The sequence below is a fragment of the Streptomyces sp. NPDC047974 genome (assembly GCF_040653375.1).
GTDB lineage: Bacteria > Actinomycetota > Actinomycetes > Streptomycetales > Streptomycetaceae > Streptomyces.
In genome coordinates, this window is sequence record NZ_JBEZNU010000002.1 from 352,183 (window position 1) to 372,250 (window position 20,068).

The window sequence follows — 20,068 nt, forward strand, 5'->3', positions numbered from 1 at the left end:
ACCGTGAGCGGCTCCGGACCGGGCTTCCGGCTCCTCGACGTGTCCCTGCACACGGAGGAGCGGGGACGGCTCGTGGTGGGCCTGGACGGCCCGGCCGAGGAGGCCGGTCCGCTGGTGGTCCCGGAGGGCGCGGTGGTGAGCGTCGGCCTGACCTTCCTGGTGGGCCGGGCGGTCGACGGGCTCGCCTTCGAGGAGCGGCGCACCGGGGGCGAGCAGCCGCCGGTCACCACCCGGACGCCGCTCGGCGGCTTCCGCCGCGGCGGGCCGTACGAGGTGCGGCTGCCGCCCCGGCGGATGCCGGTCGGACGGGCCCACTGCGGCCTCTACCGGGTCACCGGGCGGCTGACCGACGGGCAGGGCCACGAGCTGGCGCGCGCGGACCACGCGCTGATGCTCGTCCATCTGACGGGGACGCCCGAGGCCCGGACGGCCCCGGACGCCGCTTGAGCCGAACGGCCGCCTCGGGCGGGGGCCGGGTGACCGGGGCGGCGCACGATCGGTGCATGGAATCGCGTGGACCCGAACCCGAACCCGGCCCCGAACCCGAACCCGGCCCCGACCCCGGCCCCGACCCTCGGCCGTCCCGAGCCGGTGGGGGCGGGCGGTACGGGGAGGACGTGTTCCCGCCGGAGGCGGCGGGCGAGGGGCGGCGGATCGACTACGGGGCGCTCGCCTACGACGACGTCACCCTGACGCGGCTGAGGGCGCTCGGGGCCGGGCCCGGTTGGCGTTGCCTCGACGTGGGGGCCGGGACGGGCACGGTGTCCCGGCGGCTGCTCACGGAAGCGGGCGTGGAGGGTGTGCTCGCGGTCGACCGGGACGTGCGGTTCCTCGCCGAACGGCCCGTGCCGGGGCTCGACGTACGGGAAGCGGATGTGACGGCCCCGGACTTCGCTCCCGGGCGGTTCCGGCTGGTGCACGCGCGGTTCGTGCTGATGCACCTGCCCGGGCGGGAGCGGATGGTGGCCCGGCTCGCCGAGCTGGTCGAGCCCGGCGGGGTGCTGGTGCTGAGCGACGCCGTCGACCTGACGAGCGGGGTGGCGCCGGAGACGCCGTACACCCGGGCGATGCGGGCGATGTGGCGGGGGCTGCGGGACACGATCGGCACCGACGTCTCTTGGGTACCGTCCTCCCCCGCGTGGCTGCGGGCCGCCGGGCTGCGGCGGGTGGGCGCGGAGATCCATGTGCCGCCGCTGCTGCCGGGCAGCCCCATCAGCCGGTTCTGGGCGGACACCTGGGAGCGGAGCAGGGCGGCGATGGTGGCGACGGGCCTGGTGGACGACGCGGGCCTCGACGAGGCGGTGCGCTATCTGGAGTCGGAGGAGTGCGCGGCGCTGTCGGCCGGGATGCTCACGGTGTGGGGCCGGCGCTAGTCCCGGCGCGGGCGCGCCGCAGGAGGTAGGCGCCGGCGGTGGCGACGAGGACCAGCATGCAGGCGATGAAGACGAGTCCCGCGCCCTCCAGGCCGAGGGGGTCGGCCAGGAGGCCGACGCCGATCACCGGGAGGGAGATGCCGGTGTACGCGGCGACGAAGAGCGAGGAGATGACGGCGGCCCGCTGGTCGGGCGGCGACGCGGCGGCGACCGCGGAGAGCGCGGCGCGGAAGGCGAGGCCCTGGCCGGTGCCGCCGACGAGGGCGGCGAGCACGATGAAGAGCAGGTGGTCGGTGGCGAGGGCGAGGGCGAGCAGGAGCAGTCCGGCGAAGAGGACGGCGCAGCCCAGCGGCAGTGAGCGGTCGGCGCCGACGCGGCCGGCGCCGACCTGCCCGGCGGTGGAGGCGAAGAAGGCGAGGGCGACGACGAGGCCGCTGACGGCGTGGTCGTCGACGTGGAGGTAGCGGGCGAGGAAGGCGGGGCTGACGGAGGTGAAGACGCCGAAGAGGGCGAAGCCCACGAAGGAGGCGACGGCCGCGGGCACGAACACCGCCCGGACGCGGGCCGGCAGGGCGGGTCTGCGGGGGCGTACGGCGCTGAGGGGCCGGCGTTCCTCCACCGTCTCGGGCAGCCACCGCAGCACCAGGGCGGAGAGCGCGACGAGGGCCAGGTGGACGGCGAACGGCAGCAGCAGGGGCTCGGGGGCGTACTCGGCGAGGAGTCCGGCGAGGAGGGGGCCGCAGCCGAGGCCGCCCATGTTCGCGGCGGTCGCGACGAGGGTGGCGCGGGCGGTGCCGCCGGGCGGGGCCAGCTCGATGACGTAGGCGGTGGCGGCGCCGGTGAAGAGGCCCGCGGAGAGGCCGGAGAGCAGCCGGCCCGCGTACAGCCAGCCGAGGGCGTCGGCGCAGAGGAAGCAGACGGCGCTCGCGGCGGCGAAGGCGAGGCCCCAGCTCAGGGTGGGGCGTCTGCCGATGGTGTCGGAGGCGTTGCCGGCGAGGAGGAGCACGGCGAGGACGCCGAAGGCGTACACGGCGTACACCACGGTGACGGTGAGTTCGGAGAAGCCGAACTCCTCCTGGTAGAGGGGGTAGAGCGGGGTGGGGAGCGTGGTGCCGGCCATGCACACCACGAACACCGCTCCGGCGAGCAGACACCGCAGCCATCCGCGTCGATCATCGGCCATACCGGCGACCGTAACCCGCCCGTCCCGTCGGGCACGGGCAGCGCGGCAGGCCGGCCACACCGTTGTCGTACGCGTACGACGACGGGTGCGCGTACGACGACGGGTGCGCGTACGCGTGCGCCGTCGTGCGGCGGGTGTGAGGAGTCCGCCGTACGGGCCCGGCCGGGGGCCGCGGCCGTGCGGCGGCCGTCAGCCGCCCGCGTCAGCCGCCGGCGCCCGGTACCCAGTGGTGGTGGACTTCCGCCACGCGCGGCCTCGGTCCTTCCGGCCAGCCGAGGCCGGTCGCGATGGGCATCATCCTGTCGGCGAAGGCCTTCATCCGCTCTTCGCTCTCCCAGAGGTCGAAGATCTCCAGGCCGCTCTCGGTCGGCACGCACGCGTGCGAGATGCATCCGTCGAAGATCTCGGGGGTCGACTGGAGCCGGGCGTTGAGGGTGTCGTACTGCTCCGTGGTGACTCCGTCGAGGACGGCGTGGACGAGGATCGCCATGACCCTTCCTCCTCGTGAGGCGACGGTCCGCCCCCCTCGCCTTCCAGCACACCACGGCGGGCCGGCCACGGCACCCGCTCCGCCGCCCCGGAGGGGCGCTGGAGCCGGGGCGCCGGAGCCGGGGCGCCGGAGCCGGGGCTGCTAGATCCCGAAGCCCAGGAGGGCGACCTCCATGGGGAGGGCGGGGCGCTCGGGCAGGGCGGGCGGCTCCTCGCCGCGGCCGGTGTGGGTGGGGCGCACGGGGCGCAGCGCGGCCAGCCCGTCGGCGGCCCAGCCGGCGTCCGTGGCGGGCAGGGAGAGGGTCATCCGCCGGCCGTCGGCCAGGGTGGTCTCCAGGGTGTTCGGGTCGTTCGTCCGCATGGCACCTCGCTCGGCTCGCACACGATGGATCACCGTTTCGAAAGGAAGGACGGCGCGGAGGGAGGAAAGGTTCCCTCGCCGTCACGCCCCGGTGTACCAGTGGGTGCGGACGGCGTCCGTCGGGCGGGGGGTGCCGAGCGCGTCGAGGCCCCAGGCGGCCAGGGCCTCGACGACCGGGCGGAGTTCCGCCCCGCGCGCGGTGAGCTGGTAGACGGTCCCGTTGGCGGGCCGCTCCAGGCGGCGTCGCTCGACCAGTTCCTCGCCCTCCAGCTGCTTGAGCCGGCCGGCGAGGATGTCGGTGGAGACGCCGGGGAGGTCGGCGTGGAGGTCGGTGTACCGCCGCGGGCCGTGCAGCAGCTCCCGGACGATCAGCAGACTCCAGCGCTCCCCCACCGCGTCGAGGGCTCGGGCGACGGCGCAGTACTGGTCGTAGCTTCGGCGTGGCATGGTGGCCAGCATAGCCAAAAGGTTGGACTTTCCAAGTGGGTACTTGGTAGAACAAAGTAACCGCAGCGGCGCGGATGACGGTGGTGACAGTGACGGTCGGGAGGCCGCAGATGACGTTTCGACAGTCCAGCAAGTTGAAGGACGTGTGCTACGAGATCCGTGGCCCGGTCGTCGACCAGGCCAACGCCCTGGAGGAGGCGGGTCACAGCGTCCTGCGGCTGAACACCGGCAACCCCGCGCCGTTCGGCTTCGAGGTGCCGGAGGAGATCCTCCAGGACATCATCCGCAACCTGCCCCGCGCGCACGGCTACAGCGACTCCCGGGGCATCCTGCCGGCCCGGCGCGCGGTGATGCAGTACTACCAGCAGCGCGGCGTCACGGGCGTGACCGTCGACGACGTCTACCTCGGCAACGGCGCCTCCGAGCTGATCCAGATGGCCGTGCAGGCACTGGTGGACGACGGCGACGAGGTCCTCGTGCCGATGCCCGACTACCCGCTGTGGACGGCGGTCGTGCGCTTCGCCGGCGGCCGGGCCGTGCACTACCTGTGCGACGAGGACGCGGACTGGTTCCCCGATCTGGACGACATCGCGTCGAAGATCACCGACCGCACCAAGGCCATCGTCGTCATCAACCCCAACAACCCCACGGGCGCGGTCTATTCGAAGGAGCTCCTGGAAGGGATCCTCGAACTCGCCCGCCGCCACGGCCTGATGGTGCTGGCCGACGAGATCTACGACAAGATCCTCTACGACGGCGCCGAGCACCACTGCCTCGCCGCGCTCGCCGACGACGTCCTGACGCTCACCTTCAACGGCCTCTCCAAGTCCTACCGGGTGGCCGGTTTCCGCAGCGGCTGGCTGGTCGTCTCCGGCCCCAAGGACCAGGCCGCGGACTACCTGGAGGGGCTGACCATGCTGGCCGGCATGCGCCTGTGCCCCAACGTGCCGGCGCAGTACGCCGTCCAGGCCGCGCTCGGCGGCCACCAGACGATCCACGACCTGACCCTGCCGACCGGCAGGCTCACCGAGCAGCGCGACGTCGCCTGGCAGGCGCTGAACGAGATCCCGGGCGTCAGCTGCGTCAAGCCCAAGGGCGCCCTCTACGCCTTCGCCAAGCTGGACCCGGCCGTGCACAAGATCGTCGACGACGAACGGCTCGTCCTCGACCTGCTGCTGCGCGAGAAGATCCACATCGTGCAGGGCACCGGCTTCAACTGGCCGCGCCCCGACCACTTCCGCTTCGTCACGCTGCCGCGCGCCGACGACCTGGAGACGGCCATCAACCGCATCGGCCGCTTCCTCTCGACGTACCGTCAGTAACCGGGCGCCGGCGCGAGATCCGCCCACAGGGCGACGGCCTCGGAGGACAGCGGCACGAGTCCCTCTCCCCCGACGCCCTCTCCCCCGACGCCCTCGCCCCCTCCCCACCACACGCCCCGCCCCGCGGACAGTGGGTGCTCCTCCCCGCCGGCACGCCAGAGCCCGCGCCGCACGAGGAGCACCCCGGCGTGACCGGCCGGCGGTGCGACGGCACCGGTGACGCGCTCCACCCGGACCGTCCAGCGCCCCCGCCGCACCATGAGGTTCAGCACGCGGCAGGCGCCCCCGGGCGGTTCCGCGACCAGCTCGGCGGTGAGCTCCAGGTCACCGGGAAAGGCGAGCGGCTCCCCCTGCCGCGCCGTCCGGTCGAAACCCCCCGGCGCCGTCAGCCGCACGCCCCCGCCCGCGAGCAGCGTGAACGTCCGGTCGACCCCGGGAAACGCCGAGAACGGCCCGTCCGCCTCGATGTCGGCGACGCTCGCCCGCCATGCGAAGTCCGCGGCCCCCGCCGGCCAGGAGACGATCTCCCGCGTCACGCCCCCGCCGTTCCGCCACCGTCCCGCCGCCAGGGTCTCGACATCGAAGCGGTGCATAGGGCTGACTCCTGGTCCACGGGGCGGTCGAAGGGCCGCAGGATCCTAACCCGCGACGCCCCGGGCGGCCCTTCCCGGCACGCGTCCCGCACGCCTCGGCACCCCCTCCCGCGCCGCCTCGGCACACCATCCGGCACACGCTCCGACCGAACGTACGTAGCAGTTAACCGCCGCCGGGAAATGCGGCATGATGGTCCCTCAGGTCTTCTGGTCCGGCGCTGCGGCCGGGGCACGAGGGGGGCGCAATGTCGCGTGTGGTCGTCTGTCACGGCATCGGTTACCAGTACAAGCACGCCGAGACGATGCTGACCGAGTGGTACGACGCCCTGCGGGTGGGCATGACGGACGCCGCGCACCCGGTGCCGGACGCGGCGGACGTGGCCGCCGTGTACTACGGCAGTTGCTTCCGCAGCCGGGACACCAAGAGCGTCGGCGCCGACGACGAGCTGGCGGACATCCCCTCGTTCAAGATCGGCGACGTGCGCGACCCGTTCGAACTGGAGCTCCTGGAGGCGTTCGCCGAGGGGACCGACGCCCCCCTGGCCGACGGCAAGGGCATCGGCCAGATCGCCCTGCGCCGCCTGGAGCGGTACGAGGGGCTCGGCAAGCCCATGGGGCGTACCGTCATCTGGATGATCCGGCAGGTCCGCCGGTATCTCGACGCCTCCGACACCGTCCGGGCCTGCGCGCAGCAGCGCTTCGCGCGGGTCGTGACCCCGGAGACCCGGGTCGTCATCGGGCACTCCCTCGGCTCCGTCGTGGCCTACGAGGCGCTCCGCGCCCACCCCGAGTGGAACGTGCACACCTTCATCAGCCTCGGCTCCCCCCTGGGGCTGCGCGCGGTCCAGGACCGGCTGCTGCCGTCGCCGCCCTCCGCGGGCGACGCGCTGCCGCCCGTCGAGCGCTGGGTCAACGTGGCCGCCAAGGACGATCCCATCGCCCTGGTCAAGCACCTCGCGCCCGCCTTCGGCGACGTCGACGACCGCCCCGTCGTCAACCTTCCCTGGCACAGGCCCGGCAAGTACTTCTTCGGCAGCCACTCCGTGCTCCGCTACCTCACGACCGAAGAGGTGGCCGAGGCCGTCGCCAGGGCGCTGCCGGCCACCGACCGGTGACGACGGCTCCGCACGCGGCCCGCAGGCCGTCGGACCTCGTCCGGGTGGCGCTCGTCTCCGGGACCAGTACGTTCGGGGAAGGACTGAAGCCGCTGGCTCGCGTGCCCGACGAGCTGCGGATGATGCGGGCCGTCCTGGCCGAGGCCGGCTTCACCATCCATCGCTGCTCGCAGACCGATCCCGGGGTCGCGGACCTGGAGCACGGCTTCGAGACGGCCCTGGAGGGCGACGACGGCACACCCCCCGACGTCCTGCTCTTCTACTACTCCGGACACGGCGTCGACATCGGCGACCGGGACGGCCTGCTCGCCGCCCACGACAGCACGAGCACCAGGCGGGCGAGCATGCTGGACGCCGCCAAGCTGATGTCGATCATCCTTCCCGGCGCGGACGGCCGCCCCCGTCCGCGCGAGGTCGTCGTCCTGTTCGACGCCTGCCGGTCGGGCCTGGCGATCGAACGGCTGGCGGAGGAGGTGCGCAAGCAGGGCGCGAAGAGTGCCGACCTGCCTCTGCTCACGCTGATCAGTTCCACGGACGGCACCACCGACGCCCAGCAGATGCACTTCGCCGACGCCTTCGCGGGCGCCCTGCGCAACACCCGCGCCGGAGACGACGAGGAGTACCTCGGTGCCTACAAGCTCTTCGCGGAGCTGAAGGAGCGCATGCGGAAGGGGTCCAAGAACCCCCGGGAGCCCCAGCTGCCCGACTGGTTCCCCCCTCGGGAGGAGACCCGGGCCTTCCGCAACCCCCGGCACAACCCCCGCCGCCCGGTCCGGCGGCCGCCCGAGGCGAACGACCGCAACGGCTGGGTCTTCTGCGGGCGCGCCCGAGCCGTCCAGGACGTCACCTCCCATCTGGTCGAAGCGCCGACGGCGGAGCCGGGGGCGCCGCTCGTCGTCATCGGCGGGCAGGGCTCCGGGAAGTCCGTACTCCTCGACTGGATCCACGTCTCGTCGTCCCCGGAGCGTCCGCTGCCCACCGGGACGCGAGCGCCCGCCGCCGCGCCCGACGGCTGCGTCGACCTGCTCCTCGACGTCCGCGGCCAGAGCGTGGCCTCCGTGATGTCCAAGCTGGCCCGCCTCGCTCCGGCCGACCAGGAGGACGGCGTCGATCCGGTGGAGGCCCTCGGCGACCGGGGGCTCCGCCTCGTCTTCGACTCCGTGGACGCGAGCCAGGAACCCGAGCTCCTCCACAGCACCCTCCTCGTCCCCCTGGCCGCACAGCCCCGGACCCGGGTCGTCATGGCCACCAGCGAGGTGCCGGACGGCTTCGACGGGCCGGTCGTCGACCTCGACGCGGACGCGTACTTCGACGAGGCCGACCTGGTCGAGCTCGTGGAACACGTCCTCAGGAACCGCGAGGGCACCCGGTGGTCGACCACGAGCGCCCGGTCGGTGCGCGACATCGCGCTCGCCACGGCCGCGGCCGCCGGCCGGTCCTGGCTCCGCGCCTACCTCTTCGCCCTCGACACCAGCGGCCAGGACCCCGCGACCGCCAGGGTCCAGGCCGAGCGGTCCAACACCGACCTCTTCCTCGACGCGCTCCAACGGCTCAGCCGCGACCGCGACGACGACGATCCCCATTGGGCCCGGGACCTGCTCCTGCCGGTCGCTCTGGCGCACGGCGACGGGCTCCCGGCCGACGGACGGCTGTGGGCCGCGGTGGTCCGCAAGGCCGGCAGACCCACGGCGGGCCCGGCGGCCATCGACGACGTGTGCGCGGAGGCGGGGGACCACCTCGACGTCCCGGAGGACGGCATGAACAGTCACGGCTGGAGGCTCATCCGCCCTCCTACCGCCGGCTACCTGGCCGAGTCCGCCGACACGCGCCAGTACCACGAGTGGTTCGTCCAGGCGATGACCGAGCAGCTCCCCCTGCTGCCGTCGGGACAGCGCGACTGGTCCGGAGCCGACCAGTACACCCGCGAACACCTCCCGCACCACGCACGCCTCGCCGGCCGACTCGACGAGTTCCTCGACGATCCCGAGTTCCTGCTCGCCATGAACGGCGAGGCGCTGTACCGGACCCTGGGCCACCTCCAGGAGTCCACCGACGACCGGGCGGCCAAGGTCCGGGCCCTGTGCCGGGAGCTGACGGGCTCGCGGTGGCAGCCCGACGGGCACACCCTGGCCCGCCTCGCGCTCCACGCCCAGGTGCGCGCCCTGGACGAACTCGCCCGGCGGGCCCGTGCGTACGCCTCGGGCTGGCAGGCCGTGGCCGTCGCCTGCCGGCCGCCGTCCCCGCTCCCGGAGCCGGAGGACCGCGACCTCCCGGAGGAACGGGGCGTCAAGATGGTCCACTGCCTTCCCGACGGTGGTGAACTGGCGCTGACCGGCAGCACCGTCCTCCACCGGCCGGGCGACGCCGACGACACCGCCTGGACCGTGTTCGAGCCCGATCCCGCATGGGTGCGGAGCCGCGCGAAGGCCCCGCCGCGGATCACCACCTCTTCGGTCATCGACTACCAGGGCCTGCCCGCACTGTTCGTCGGGGACCTCACGGGCGGGGCATGGGTCTCGCTCCTGGGGGACCGCAGGGGGATGGAGATCCCGGATCTGGATCTGCCCGGTCCCGTCCACAGCTGCTTCCAGGTCGGGCCGGACCTGCTGATCGTCGGCAGCGAGGGGTGGCACCGGCGGAGGGCGAAGGTCACCGGCGGTCGCGTCGACCGGCCGGGGCTCCGCCTGGGCGGAGCCACGGGCGCGGTGACCGCCGCCGGAGTCCGGGTGGCGGCGCGCACGGCCCGGGAGGTGGTCGTGTGGGACGGCGACGGGCAGCGCCTGCACGCCTTCGAACCGCCGCAGAAGCGCGGACTGGTGAAGATCGCCTCCGACGCCCACGGCGTCTACACGGGGGCCGGTGACGGTTCGGTCCGGTGGACGGCCTGGGACGGCCGCACCCATCGCTGGATCACGGAACACGCGAGCGGTGTCGGCGAACTGCGCCTGTGCACCGTGGGAAGCACGCAGGTGCTGGTCAGCGCGGGGGTCCACGGCGACATCCGGCTCTCGTCCCCCACCGGTGCGGGTCCGGCCCGGCACTTCGACATCGGTCTCGACGTCCACTCGGTGGACCTGCACAGGGACGGCCGGATCCTCGTCGGCACCGCCGAGGGCCTCGTCCGCATCACGCCATGAACCGCACGCATACGGGGAGTCGAGGAGTCGAGTGTGAGCGACGAGAAGCAGAGCGTGCCCGCGGCCGTCAGGGAGTCGTCCCTGGCCCATGAACTGCACATGGCGCTCCATGCGCTGGCCACCGACCTGACGGCTCCCGCGGTCGACAGGGTCCGCGTCGAGTCCCGGCTCCGCATGGTCGTGGACCTCGGGCAGCGGTCCCTGGACGGGGGGATCCCCCTCCCCCGACGCCCGTTCGACTTCTCCGGCGAGGAGACGCCGATCGGCCCCGGCGCGCTGGTGTCCGAGTACGCGGGAGAGGGCGCCACGTACCTGGAGGACGTCCTCGGCGAGCTCGACGCCGGACTGCTGGACGAGCTCTTCCGGCTGGTGGGCCGGGTCGACGACGTGAAGCCCGACGGCGTCGGCGTGCCCGGGCCGAGGCCGGTGGGCGGGATGCCCCTGCTCCTCGCACCGGTGGACGACTGGTACGTCATCGCCGGCGCCGACCTCGTGCCGGCCGGCCGTGACGGGGCCCTGGCCGCCTCGCCGCTCCCCGACCCCGCCGCGGTCGACCGGGGCCTGCTCGCGGCGGAGCCCCTCGTGGCGACGGTGGGCCGGAAGCCCGCCGGCGAGGCGCGCCCGCGGATCGACGCCCCGTACGTGCTCAGTCCCTCCACCGTCGCCCCGGACTCCGCGCCGCTGGCCGTCGCCCTGTCCTGGATCGCCGCCGCGGGCGGCCTCCCCGACCTCGGCACGCTGGGCGTCCTCGCCCTGGCGGGCATCTCGCAGGACGGCGACTGGCTGCCTCCGGCCGGCCCCGAACAGGCCGCGGCGGCCGCCGCCGAAGCCGGCCTCGACGTCCTGTGGCGGGCCGCCGACGGCTGGCGGCTGCACCGGGCGGGCAGCGTGGCGTCGGACCCCGAACCGACCCTGCTCGGGGCCGCCCGGCTGCTCTGGGGCGAGCGGTGGCAGGCCGCGGTGGGCCGCCGGGCGGCGCAGATCCTCGACGAGGAGGGGTGGCGGATCCTCCACGCGACCGGAGCCGGCGACTCCGAGCCGGGGTGGAGCGGGCCGGCGGACGAACGCCTGGTCGACTTCGAGCGGTCCTCCTTCCTCTTCCAGCGGTACCACCAGCGGCCCCTGTCCCGGGTGATCCAGTCCGGGGCGCGCAACAGCGGCAAGACGGTCTGCGCCCAGCAGGTGGTGCGGAAGCTGGAGGCCGCCGGCTGGCAGAGCGTCGTCCTGTCGCCGAACAGTCGTCAACTCCCTCCGGACGGCGACCTGTTGCCCGTGGTGCGCGCCGCGCTGACCGCCGCCGGCGTCGACACCGGGCGCAGGAAGGCCCTCGTGGTCCTGGAGGACCTCCTCGCCCTGGAGGACGGCAACATCGGGGAGGCCCTGGAGTGCCTGGGCGAACTGAAGGTGGGCGTGCTCGCGCTGACCCGTTTCGTCGACGGGGCCGCCAACCGCTGGGAGAACCACGGGGTGACCGCCTACGTCACCCTGGTGCCGCCCGAGGACGTCCCCGAACTGGCCCGGCGGATGATCCGTCAGGCGCCCGGGGAGTACCGGGTCCGCGCCGACGACACGGCGTCGGTCGGCCTGGCCGTCGAGGCGTGCCACGGGGATCTCGGCGTCCTGGGCGACCTGCTGCGCGAGGAACCCGCCGACAAGCCGGCCGCCGCCGGGACGCTCCCCGACAAGGGCCTCGGGGCAGGCCGCGTACGGGCTCGGGCGCAGGCCGTCTGCGACGCCCTCGACGACGAGGCCCGGGCCGCGGTGTACCTGCTGGCCGCCGTGTCCTGGCTGGACGACGGGGTCCCGGTCGCCCGCGTGGCGGCGATCCCCGAGAAGACCCGGCAGGCGCTCGGCGTCGTCGTCCACCAGGGACTGGCACGGGTCCCCAGCACCGTCCGGACGGAGGCGCTGATCGCCGCCGCCAGCCCCGACGGCCTCGACGCCTTCCCCGCCCGCCTGGAGGCGTACGTGGTGGGGCTCTTCCGGGACGACGACCAGCCGCGCCTCGACGCGCTGCTGCGCAAGTGCGCCGCGTACGCTCCGGAACGGCTCGCGCTGCTGCTGAAGCTCCCGTCGGTCCGCGAGGCGATCACGGAGTGGGCCGCCCGGGCGCATCCGCGCAAGGCCCTGCAGGTCCTGCGGCTGTGCCGGCGCAACAGCGACGCCGACTGGACCGCGGCGGCCCTCCCGGCGGTACTGCGGCACCTCAGGCGCGTCGACGATCTGACGGTACGCGACCTGACCTTCGGGCTCTCGGCCCTGTGGGACGACGAGTTCCGGCTCTCGGGAACGACCGAGCCGGCGGATCTCGTGGCGTGGGTCGGCGAGACCGGTCTGGACACGGTCCTCGGACGACCCTCCAGCCTCACCGACCGGCACCATCTCGTCAGCGCGCTGCTCAAGCTGGCGGGTGAGGGCACCACGCCGACGGCGACGGTCTGCGACTGGCTCGAGGAGCGCACCGAGGAGCTCGCGCGCGACGCCGATCCGGCCAACCACCGGGACCTCATCGCCGTGCGGCGCATGGACGACGTGATCTTCGCCAAGTCGCGGCAGGCCCGCAAGGACAATCCGGCGACGGCGCTGCGCCCCTTCTTCAAGCCCGCGCAGGGCCTCCTGGAGGTGGCCCCCACCAAGGACAGGTCCCTGGCCGCGATCCTCTCCTGGATCTCGCTGAGCCTGCACTTCGAGGGCACGGGCGACTGGGACAAGATCATCGAGCAGTACAAGTCGCAGCTCCAGGCGGCGCTCGCGCACTCGGACGCCATCCAGATCAGCCAGGCCCTGTTCGACCTGGCGCAGAACAACCGCGGGCTGTGCAACCGGCTGCTCAACCATCTGAAGTTCGGGCGCACTCTGGTGCCCGTGGTGAAGGCGGCGCCGCCCGCCGAGGCGGCCATCCTGATCTCCACGGTCCGCAACATCCACGGCGGCACGCTGCGGACGCTGCTGTACCAGGAGAACCGGGACGGCGATCTGATCGCCGACACCCGGCTCGCCCGCGAACTCGCCAAGAGCGTCAGGAGTTTCGAGGACGCGCGGGGCGCCGGCATGCTGCTCGGCGCGGTCAGTCGCGTGGACGACCTGTACTGCGCCACCAGGGAGCGGTTCAGCTACCGGCTCGCCATGGAGATCGGCAAGGAGTTCGTCGAGAACGTCATGCGGCGGGAACGCCGGCCCGCCATCGTCTACCACCTGCTGCGGGGGCTGTGGGAGGCGGGCGCGGACTTCCGGCAGGACATCGAGGAAGGGGCCCTGCGGCTCGTCGTCTCCAGCATCCACACCCAGCGCGGCACGGCGCGGCCCTGGGGCCCGCGGCTGGGGATGCTGCTGATCCAGGACGAGTACTTCGGCGAGACCTTCCTGCAGAAGCTGGCCGAGCGCCTGGACCGGAGGGTGCTGTGCGACCGGATGTCCCAGCCGGGGCTCGATCCGGAGAGCATGGTGCACACCCACCGCCTCGCGCTCGCGCTCGTACCCGACATCGGCGTGGACTACGCGAAGCGGATCGAGGTCGACCGGGCCGTACGGGCTCCGCTGCTGAGCGGCGCGAGCGACGTGGCCCAGAAGCTCCATGTCACGGCCGGTACGCTGCGGGCCGGCGGCCACGCCGACGCGACCCGCATCGTCCTGCACAACTTCATGGCGGAGCACCCCCAGTGGGACTGGGCGGAGCGGCTCCAGGTCTGCCGTGGCATCGGCGCCTTCACCACCGCCCTCGGCCAGCTGCGGACGCTGGAGCCGGGCGCCGCGTCCACGGCCGTGGACGCCCTGAGCCGGCCGCACGCCGGGCAGGAGCTCTCGCATCTGCAGGAGCTCGTCCTCCGCAGCGTGGCGCATCCGCCGCTCACCGCCGAGCTGCTGAGCGAGGTGGAGCGCTGCGTCCCGGGGCTCGGCAGAGCGGAGCTCGCCGCCCTGCGGGACGGCCGGCGGTGGATGACGCTCGTCGAGGCCTTCAAGTTCGACCAGGACCCGCTGACGCAGGGGCACGTCGGGCGGGCGCTGGCCCGGCTCGGGGTGACCAACCGCACCGAGCAGACCGAGTGGATGCACACCCTGGTCACCACCCGGTGGGAGTCCACCCTGCACCTCTTCGCCAGTCCGCGGGCGGTCAACGAGATGCTGACGCTCGCCCACATGTGGGAGCCGCAGTGGGGTGAGCAGCTGGCCGCCAGCGTCAACGTCGACCGGCTGATCAACCGGATCCGTCTCGCGCTCCGGTCGGACCTCCAGGAGGTCCCCGGTCTGCTGCAGGCCCTGTGGCTGACCGGTGGGGAGGACGCCTTCGACACAGTGCTCGGCCATGTGCTCGGCCTGCCCGGCGACGTCCTGGCGCACGCGCTCGGACTCCACCAGGCGAGCAAGCTGCTGAAGGTGGCGCGGACCGCGGACCGGTCCGTCGACTCCCTGGCGCAGGCCGTGGGACGGCTCATCGGGCAGGTGGCGGGCCGCGGCCTCGTGGTGGACGCGGAGGCCCACTGGAACGGCATCGGATGGGCGGCCCAGGCCCTGCACGAGTGCGGGGCCCGGAACCACATCCCGGACGTGGTCCCGGCGCTCCGGCCCAACACCGTGGCGCATCCGGCCGCGGTGGCCTGGGCCTCCGCGTGGCTGCCGGAGTCCGACTGGTCGGTCGCGACGGTCGCGCAGGCCGTGGACTCCTTCGAGCGGTCCGGCACCCAGCACTGGTACCCCCAGGACACCTGCCGGGTCCTGATCGCGGCCGCGCGCGCCGGTCTGCTCCCGGCCGCGGGCCCGCTGGACACCCACTGGCACCAGGCCACCGACGCGTACCCCGAACTCGTCACGCTGCTCACCCGCGAGGCGGACCGCTCCCCGGTCCTCCGCGCGCACTTCAGGACCCCGCGGATCGCCGGAGGCATGTGGAGGACGCTCGGCCCCGGGCTCTCCCACCACCTCTGCGAGAAGGAACTCCGCGCCGCCGTGCATCGCCTCTGCCCCCGGCCGCCGGCCCCGAACACAAGCCCGAAGGGCGCGCTCGATCTGTAGCCCCGTGAACGGCCCGGCCCCCGGGGGGCCGGGCTGCCGGTCCCCAGGCCTGGGATGCCGGTCCCCGGGCTCGGGGCGCGCAAGGCCGCTCGGGGCGCGCAAGGCCGAGAACGACCGTGGGGCCGTTTCAGATCTCTCTGAAACGGCCCCACGATGACGACTCTTTCGAGTCGGGACGACAGGATTTGAACCTGCGACCCCTTGACCCCCAGTCAAGTGCGCTACCAAGCTGCGCCACGTCCCGGTGCGCGTCGGCGGCGGGGTGTTTCCCGCGTCGGCGTGCAGGAGAACATTACCCCACTCCACGGGTGGCGATCACACTCCGGTCGGCGGGGGCGGAGAATGGCCGGGTGAGCGAGGAATCCGGAGGGCCGGAGCGCGGCCGGGACCGTGACGCGGAGGGGCGGGCGCGCAGCGCCCGGCCCCGGGACGGGCTGGGGCGGCCGCTGCCGTACGGGGCGGCGGGGGTGGCACGGCAGCCCGAGGGGGTGGTGCGGGCGCCCGGGGAGACCGTGCGGGAGGCGCAGCGGCTGCTGGACGCCGGGATGCCGTTCCACGCGCACGAGGTGTTCGAGGACGCCTGGAAGTCGGGACCCGGCGGCGAGCGGGAGCTCTGGCAGGGACTCGCGCAGCTGGCCGTGGGGCTGACGCACGCCGCCCGGGGGAACGCGACGGGCGGGGCGCGGCTGCTCCGGCGGGGTGCCGGGCGGGTCGGGGGGTACGCGGACGGGGGCGGCGCCACGTACGGGGTGGACGTCGCCGGCCTGCTGCGCTGGGCCGGGGAGCTGGCCGGCCGGGTGGAGCGGGGCGCGCAGGTGGACGCCGGCGGGGAGGCGCCCCGGCTCACGGGCGGGCGGCCGGACGGGCCCTAGGCGGTCAGTTCGTCCCGCAGGACCGTGGTGTGGCTGGTCTCGGGGTGCTTGGTGGCGGTGAGGAGGGTGAGGGTCGCGGTCGTGGCGAGGGCACGGAGGCGGTCGAGGGAGGCGGCCGCTTCGGGGGCGGCGAGTTCGGCCTCGTAGCGGCGGCGGAACTCCTCGTAGTCGCCCTCGCCGGGGCCGTGGTACCAGCGGCGGAGTTCCGTGGACGGGGTGAGGTCCTTCGGCCATTCGTCGATGCGGGCGTCGGCCTTGGCGAGGCCGCGGGGCCAGAGGCGGTCGACGAGGACGCGGATCCCGTCGTCGGGGGACGGGGCGTCGTAGACGCGGCGGACGCGGACGTCGGGGGTGGTGGCGGGCATGGGTCCAGGGTGCGCGCGCCCGGGGCGCGTCACCCGTCGACGCGCAGGACGGGCAGCAGGACGGCGTCGACGAACGCGCGGGCGGCGGAGGCGTCGGGGAAGCGGTCCTCCAGGAGCCGTTCGATGCGGAGCAGGCCCATGAAGCTGGGGGCGACGAAGGCGATGGCCGGGTTGTCGGCGGCGACCTCGCCGCGCTCGACGGCGCGGTGCACGACGGCGTCGATGGCGGCGACCTCGGGGGCGATGACGGTGTCGCGGATGGCGGCGCGCAGGTCGGGGTGGTGGAGGTACGCCTGGGCGACGGCCTCCATGAGTTCGGTGTCGTGCTCGTGGCGGGCGGAGGCGATGCGGGCCGCCTCGTGGAGGTCGCCGGCGAGGCTGCCGGTGTCGATGCCCGTGAAGACCCCGCAGCGGCGGGCGGCGAGAGCGGCGGTGACGAGCTGCGGCTTGGTGCCCCACTGCCGGTAGAGGGTGGCCTTGCCGCACTTGGTGCGGGCCGCGACACCCTCCATGGTCACCGCGTCGTAGCCGCCTTCGCGCAGCAGGCGGAGCACGGCCTCGTACAGCTCCGCCTCGCGCTCCGGCGTGATCTTGCTGCGGCGGGCGGCGGCGGTGGCGGCCTGTGTGGACATCGGTCCCTCCCGGATACCTCCGGAGGCTCTGCGCGCGGGGCGCGAGCTCCCTCTTCCCTGCACATACGAGAGTAGGGGGTGCACAATCGAGACGCAAACGTATCGAGACGCTTGCGTCTCGATGAAATCGGATCTAGAGTTCCTCCGCTTGTTGCACATTTGACCGATTGACGGATGGGAAGTGCCGCGCCATGGCTACCCGGATACGCGGGGCACGCGGGCTCCGCCCCGCTTCCCCGGCGGAGGGCGGGCGACCACCGCTCCTGCGCGAGCTGCTGCTCGTCACCGGACTCTTCCTCGTCTACAAGTTCGGCCGGCTGCTGGCCAACGGCCACGAGCCCCGCGCCTTCCGCAACGCCGACCTCGTGTGGGACGCCGAACGCGCCCTCCACTTCCCCGGCGAGGGCGCCGTCCAGCAGCTCCTGCTGCACGCCGAGCCCCTGATCCGGGCCGCGAACACCTACTACGCGGCCGTGCACTTCCCGGCCACGATCGCCTTCCTCGCCTGGCTCTACTGGCGGCGCCCCGCGCACTACGTGTGGTCCCGGCGCGTCCTGGCGCTGGTCACCGGCGCGGCGCTCGCGCTGCACATCCTGATCCCGCTCGCGCCGCCCCGGCTGCTCGCCGGGAGCGGCCTCGTGGACACCGCGCGGGTCTACGGCCCGTCCGTGTACGGCGCGGTCCCCGAGACGGACTCGATGGCGAACCAGTTCGCCGCGATGCCGTCGCTGCACTTCGGCTGGGCGCTGATGGTGGCGATCGGCCTGATCGCCGCGACCCGCTCGCCGCTGCGCTGGTGGTGGCTGCTGCATCCGGCGATCACGCTCCTGGTGATCGTCGGCACGGCCAACCACTACTGGCTGGACGCGCTCGCCGCGGCCGTCCTGCTCGGCTTCGCGCTGCTCGTCGTGCCGTCGCCCGGGCAGTCCACCGCGACGCCCGCCGCGCCCGACGCCCCGCGGGTGCCCCGTCCCCGGCGGGAGTCCGCCGCCGGGACCGGGGCCGTACCGGCCGGGGCGCGGCGATGAACGGCGTCGCGGCCACCGTCCTCGCGGTGCTCCTCTCGCTCGTCTCCGCCGCCGGCTACGCGCTCGCCGCCGTCGCCCAGGCCCGGCTCGCCGCCGCCCCCTCCACCCCCACGGGGCGCGGGGCACTGCGGGCGCTGCTCGCGCGCGGCCAGTGGTGGTGGGCCGTCGGCCTCAACGCGGCGGGCGCCCTCGCCCACGTCGCCGCCCTCCACTACGGGCCCCTGACGCTGGTGCAGCCGCTCGGTGCGCTCACGCTGGTGGCGGCGCTGCCCCTGGGCGCGTACACCGCCCGGCGACGGGTGACCCGCACCGAGTGGCGGGGCGCGCTGTGGACCCTGGCGGGCCTGGTCGGTCTCGTCGCGGTGACCGGTCCGGCCGCGCCCGGCGAGGCGCTGAGCCTGCGGGAGTCCCTGGTGGTCGCCGCGGCGACGGCCCTGCTGATCGCGGTGCTCGCGGGCGGCCGGCGGGCCGGGCGTACGGGGGACGGCACGGCGCGGGGCGGGGTGCGGGCCGGCGGGCTGGGTCACGCCACGGCCTCCGGCGTCGCCTCGGGCGTGGCGTCGGCCCTCACCCAGACCCTCACGGCCGCGCTGACCCTCGGCCTGCCCGGCGGCACCCCTGCCTGGTGGCAGACCGCCACGCTCGCGCTGCTGATCTCCGCCTTCGCCATGGGCGGCCTGCTCCTCTCCCAGACCGCCTACCGGGGCGGCCTGGCCGCGCCGCTCGCGGTCGTGAACCTCTCCAACCCGGCCGCGGCGGCCGTCCTCGGCGTGGCGCTGCTCGGCGAGACCTTCCGCGCGGGCGCCTGGGGCTGGCTGGCCGCCGCGGCGGGCGCGCTGGTCGCGGCCCGGGGCGTGGTCCTGCTCACGACGGGCACGCCGGTGCCGGCACCGGAAGGCTCGCGGGTCCCGACGCAGGCGGGGCAGCGGGAGGCGGGGCAGGGGTCCGCGGCGGCGGACGTTCCGGGCGCGCCCCTCGCGGTGCCGGGATCCGGCGCCGCGCCCGGTCCGGGCGGGCCCGCGCCGGAGCCGGGCGGATCCACGGGCCTCGCCGAGGCGCTGGGCGGCGCGCTCGCCCCCGTACCGGAGGCGGAGCCCGCCCGCTGACCGCGCCCGCACCCCCGACCCCCTTAACGTCACCTTGACGAAAATCGGTCCCCGGACCTATCGTCATGGAGACGACAAGGGGGTTCTCTCATGGCCGACATCACCCGGCGGGCCGGCTGGCGCCATCTCCGCTCCGCGCCCACCGCGCACATCCGCCACCAGCGGGGCGGCAGGCTCGCGCACGACGGGGCCGGGCTCAGCTTCTGGTTCCGGCCGCTGAGCGCGGCGCTCTCCGAGGTGCCGGTGGACGACCGCGAGCTCGCGATGGCGTTCCACGCCAGGACCGCGGACTTCCAGGACGTGAGCGTGCAGTCCACCGTCACGTACCGGATCGGGGACCCGGCGACCGCCGCCGCCCGGCTCGACTTCTCCATCGACCCCGACACCGGCGTCTGGCGCGGCACCCCGCTGGAGCAGATCGCGACCCTGCTGACCGAGACCGCCCAGCAGCACGCCCTCGACGTGCTCGCGCGCACCTCGCTCGCCCAGGCGCTCGTGGACGGCGTGGCGGCGGTGCGCGAGCGGATCACGGACGGGCTCGCCGCCGAGCCCCGGCTCCCCGCCACCGGCATCGAGGTGGTCGCCGTCCGCGTCGTCGCGCTCCGGCCCGAGCCCGAGGTCGAGCGCGCCCTGCGCACCCCCGCGCGCGAGCAGATCCAGCAGGAGGCCGACCGGGCCACGTACGAGCGCCGCGCCGTCGCGGTCGAACGCGAGCGGACCATCGCCGAGAACGAACTCGCCAGCAAGATCGAGCTGGCCCGCCAGGAGGAGCGGCTCGTCGAACAGCGCGGCACCAACGCCCGGCGCGAGGCCGAGGAGTCGGCCGCCGCCGACGCGGTACGGGCCGAGGCGGAGGCCGTACGGAAGGTACGGCTGGCCCGGGCCGAGGCGGAGGCGGCGCGCGAGGTCGGCGAGGCGCGGGCGGCCGCGCAGACGGCCTGGCTCCAGGCGCACGCCGCGGCCGAGCCGGCCGTCCTCCGGGCCCTGGCGCTCACCCGGGCCGCCGAGCAGCTGCCCCGGATCGAGCACCTCACC

16 protein-coding genes, 1 tRNA gene and 1 pseudogene are annotated in these 20,068 nt (G+C 74.5%); 10 read left to right on the plus strand and 8 right to left on the minus strand.

What is annotated here, in order from left to right; translation table 11 throughout:
- Nucleotides 1–3 precede the first annotated feature (3 nt).
- Both AB0E19_RS04740 and AB0E19_RS04745 read left to right on the plus strand, forming a co-directional pair.
- Nucleotides 4–447 carry a hypothetical protein gene (locus AB0E19_RS04740; RefSeq protein WP_362173241.1) on the plus strand — a complete coding sequence of 148 codons (444 nt, stop codon included), beginning with the start codon at nt 4–6 and terminating at the stop codon, nt 445–447.
- 56 nt (nt 448–503) lie between these two features.
- On the plus strand, nt 504–1,373 hold the full coding sequence (locus AB0E19_RS04745) for a class I SAM-dependent methyltransferase (protein ID WP_362173244.1): 870 nt from the start codon (nt 504–506) through the stop codon (nt 1,371–1,373).
- On the opposite strand, the gene AB0E19_RS04750 is transcribed toward AB0E19_RS04745, so the two are convergent.
- The 4 genes and pseudogenes from AB0E19_RS04750 to AB0E19_RS04765 form a co-directional block, all read right to left on the minus strand.
- Entirely contained in the window at nt 1,351–2,556 is a 1,206-nt protein-coding gene (locus AB0E19_RS04750) for an MFS transporter (RefSeq protein WP_362173247.1), read from the minus strand. The two genes, AB0E19_RS04745 and AB0E19_RS04750, sit on opposite strands and share 23 nt — an antisense overlap.
- Nucleotides 2,557–2,758: 202 nt before the next feature.
- On the minus strand, nt 2,759–3,046 hold the full coding sequence (locus AB0E19_RS04755; RefSeq protein ID WP_362173250.1) for a hypothetical protein: 288 nt from the start codon (nt 3,044–3,046) through the stop codon (nt 2,759–2,761).
- A gap of 141 nt (nt 3,047–3,187) precedes the next feature.
- On the minus strand, nt 3,188–3,406 hold the full coding sequence (locus AB0E19_RS04760) for a hypothetical protein (protein ID WP_362173253.1): 219 nt from the start codon (nt 3,404–3,406) through the stop codon (nt 3,188–3,190).
- A gap of 93 nt (nt 3,407–3,499) precedes the next feature.
- A pseudogene (locus AB0E19_RS04765) lies at nt 3,500–3,853 on the minus strand (helix-turn-helix domain-containing protein); the annotation flags it as partial.
- A 110-nt stretch (nt 3,854–3,963) separates the two neighbouring features.
- Here AB0E19_RS04765 and AB0E19_RS04770 point away from each other — a divergent pair.
- A complete protein-coding gene (locus tag AB0E19_RS04770; RefSeq protein WP_362173256.1) occupies nt 3,964–5,175 on the plus strand; it encodes a pyridoxal phosphate-dependent aminotransferase in 1,212 nt (403 codons plus the stop codon).
- Here the strand turns inward: AB0E19_RS04770 and AB0E19_RS04775 are convergent.
- A complete protein-coding gene (locus AB0E19_RS04775; RefSeq protein WP_362173260.1) occupies nt 5,169–5,768 on the minus strand; it encodes a HutD family protein in 600 nt (199 codons plus the stop codon). The genes AB0E19_RS04770 and AB0E19_RS04775 overlap by 7 nt on opposite strands.
- A gap of 245 nt (nt 5,769–6,013) precedes the next feature.
- On the opposite strand from AB0E19_RS04775, the gene AB0E19_RS04780 reads away from it, so the two are divergent.
- From AB0E19_RS04780 to AB0E19_RS04790, 3 genes are read left to right on the plus strand one after another with little or no spacing between them, the layout of a single operon-like run.
- Nucleotides 6,014–6,883, plus strand: coding sequence for a hypothetical protein (locus AB0E19_RS04780; RefSeq protein ID WP_362173263.1), 870 nt, complete (start codon nt 6,014–6,016; stop codon nt 6,881–6,883).
- Complete coding sequence (locus AB0E19_RS04785; RefSeq protein ID WP_362173266.1) at nt 6,880–10,020, plus strand: caspase family protein; 3,141 nt, start codon at nt 6,880–6,882, stop codon at nt 10,018–10,020. Before AB0E19_RS04780 ends, AB0E19_RS04785 begins: the two co-directional genes overlap by 4 nt.
- A gap of 33 nt (nt 10,021–10,053) precedes the next feature.
- Nucleotides 10,054–15,030, plus strand: coding sequence for a hypothetical protein (locus tag AB0E19_RS04790; RefSeq protein WP_362173269.1), 4,977 nt, complete (start codon nt 10,054–10,056; stop codon nt 15,028–15,030).
- Nucleotides 15,031–15,200: 170 nt separating this feature from the next.
- On the opposite strand, the gene AB0E19_RS04795 is transcribed toward AB0E19_RS04790, so the two are convergent.
- Nucleotides 15,201–15,274, minus strand: a tRNA-Pro gene (locus AB0E19_RS04795).
- A gap of 106 nt (nt 15,275–15,380) precedes the next feature.
- On the opposite strand from AB0E19_RS04795, the gene AB0E19_RS04800 reads away from it, so the two are divergent.
- Complete coding sequence (locus tag AB0E19_RS04800) at nt 15,381–15,902, plus strand: DUF309 domain-containing protein (protein WP_362173272.1); 522 nt, start codon at nt 15,381–15,383, stop codon at nt 15,900–15,902.
- Here the strand turns inward: AB0E19_RS04800 and AB0E19_RS04805 are convergent.
- Together AB0E19_RS04805 and AB0E19_RS04810 are read right to left on the minus strand one after the other, a co-directional pair.
- The gene (locus tag AB0E19_RS04805) at nt 15,899–16,267 is read right to left on the minus strand and encodes a DUF488 family protein (RefSeq protein ID WP_362173275.1); all 369 of its coding nucleotides are present in this window, start codon (nt 16,265–16,267) and stop codon (nt 15,899–15,901) included. The genes AB0E19_RS04800 and AB0E19_RS04805 overlap by 4 nt on opposite strands.
- Nucleotides 16,268–16,296: 29 nt before the next feature.
- Nucleotides 16,297–16,899, minus strand: a complete 603-nt coding sequence (locus AB0E19_RS04810) for a TetR/AcrR family transcriptional regulator (RefSeq protein WP_362173278.1) — start codon at nt 16,897–16,899, stop codon at nt 16,297–16,299.
- 191 nt (nt 16,900–17,090) lie between these two features.
- On the opposite strand from AB0E19_RS04810, the gene AB0E19_RS04815 reads away from it, so the two are divergent.
- The 3 genes from AB0E19_RS04815 to AB0E19_RS04825 all read left to right on the plus strand — a co-directional run.
- Nucleotides 17,091–17,927 (plus strand): phosphatase PAP2 family protein, encoded by an 837-nt coding sequence (locus AB0E19_RS04815; RefSeq protein ID WP_362173283.1) that lies wholly within the window; start codon nt 17,091–17,093, stop codon nt 17,925–17,927.
- Nucleotides 17,924–19,033, plus strand: coding sequence for a DMT family transporter (locus AB0E19_RS04820; RefSeq protein WP_362173286.1), 1,110 nt, complete (start codon nt 17,924–17,926; stop codon nt 19,031–19,033). Before AB0E19_RS04815 ends, AB0E19_RS04820 begins: the two co-directional genes overlap by 4 nt.
- A gap of 90 nt (nt 19,034–19,123) precedes the next feature.
- The coding region (locus AB0E19_RS04825; protein WP_362173289.1) for an SPFH domain-containing protein at nt 19,124–20,068 on the plus strand (945 nt) is incomplete at its 3' end.

Excerpts from the sequence above, each read along its gene's own strand:
- AB0E19_RS04780 (WP_362173263.1), top strand. The coding sequence starts at position 6,014 with ATGTCGCGTGTGGTCGTCTGTCACGGCATCGGTTACCAGTACAAGCAC.
- AB0E19_RS04750 (WP_362173247.1), bottom strand. The coding sequence starts at position 2,556 with ATGGCCGATGATCGACGCGGATGGCTGCGGTGTCTGCTCGCCGGAGCG.
- AB0E19_RS04770 (WP_362173256.1), top strand. The coding sequence starts at position 3,964 with ATGACGTTTCGACAGTCCAGCAAGTTGAAGGACGTGTGCTACGAGATC.
- AB0E19_RS04775 (WP_362173260.1), bottom strand. The coding sequence starts at position 5,768 with ATGCACCGCTTCGATGTCGAGACCCTGGCGGCGGGACGGTGGCGGAAC.
- AB0E19_RS04810 (WP_362173278.1), bottom strand. The coding sequence starts at position 16,899 with ATGTCCACACAGGCCGCCACCGCCGCCGCCCGCCGCAGCAAGATCACG.
- AB0E19_RS04820 (WP_362173286.1), top strand. The coding sequence starts at position 17,924 with ATGAACGGCGTCGCGGCCACCGTCCTCGCGGTGCTCCTCTCGCTCGTC.
- AB0E19_RS04805 (WP_362173275.1), bottom strand. The coding sequence starts at position 16,267 with ATGCCCGCCACCACCCCCGACGTCCGCGTCCGCCGCGTCTACGACGCC.
- AB0E19_RS04745 (WP_362173244.1), top strand. The coding sequence starts at position 504 with ATGGAATCGCGTGGACCCGAACCCGAACCCGGCCCCGAACCCGAACCC.
- AB0E19_RS04755 (WP_362173250.1), bottom strand. The coding sequence starts at position 3,046 with ATGGCGATCCTCGTCCACGCCGTCCTCGACGGAGTCACCACGGAGCAG.
- AB0E19_RS04815 (WP_362173283.1), top strand. The coding sequence starts at position 17,091 with ATGGCTACCCGGATACGCGGGGCACGCGGGCTCCGCCCCGCTTCCCCG.
- AB0E19_RS04760 (WP_362173253.1), bottom strand. The coding sequence starts at position 3,406 with ATGCGGACGAACGACCCGAACACCCTGGAGACCACCCTGGCCGACGGC.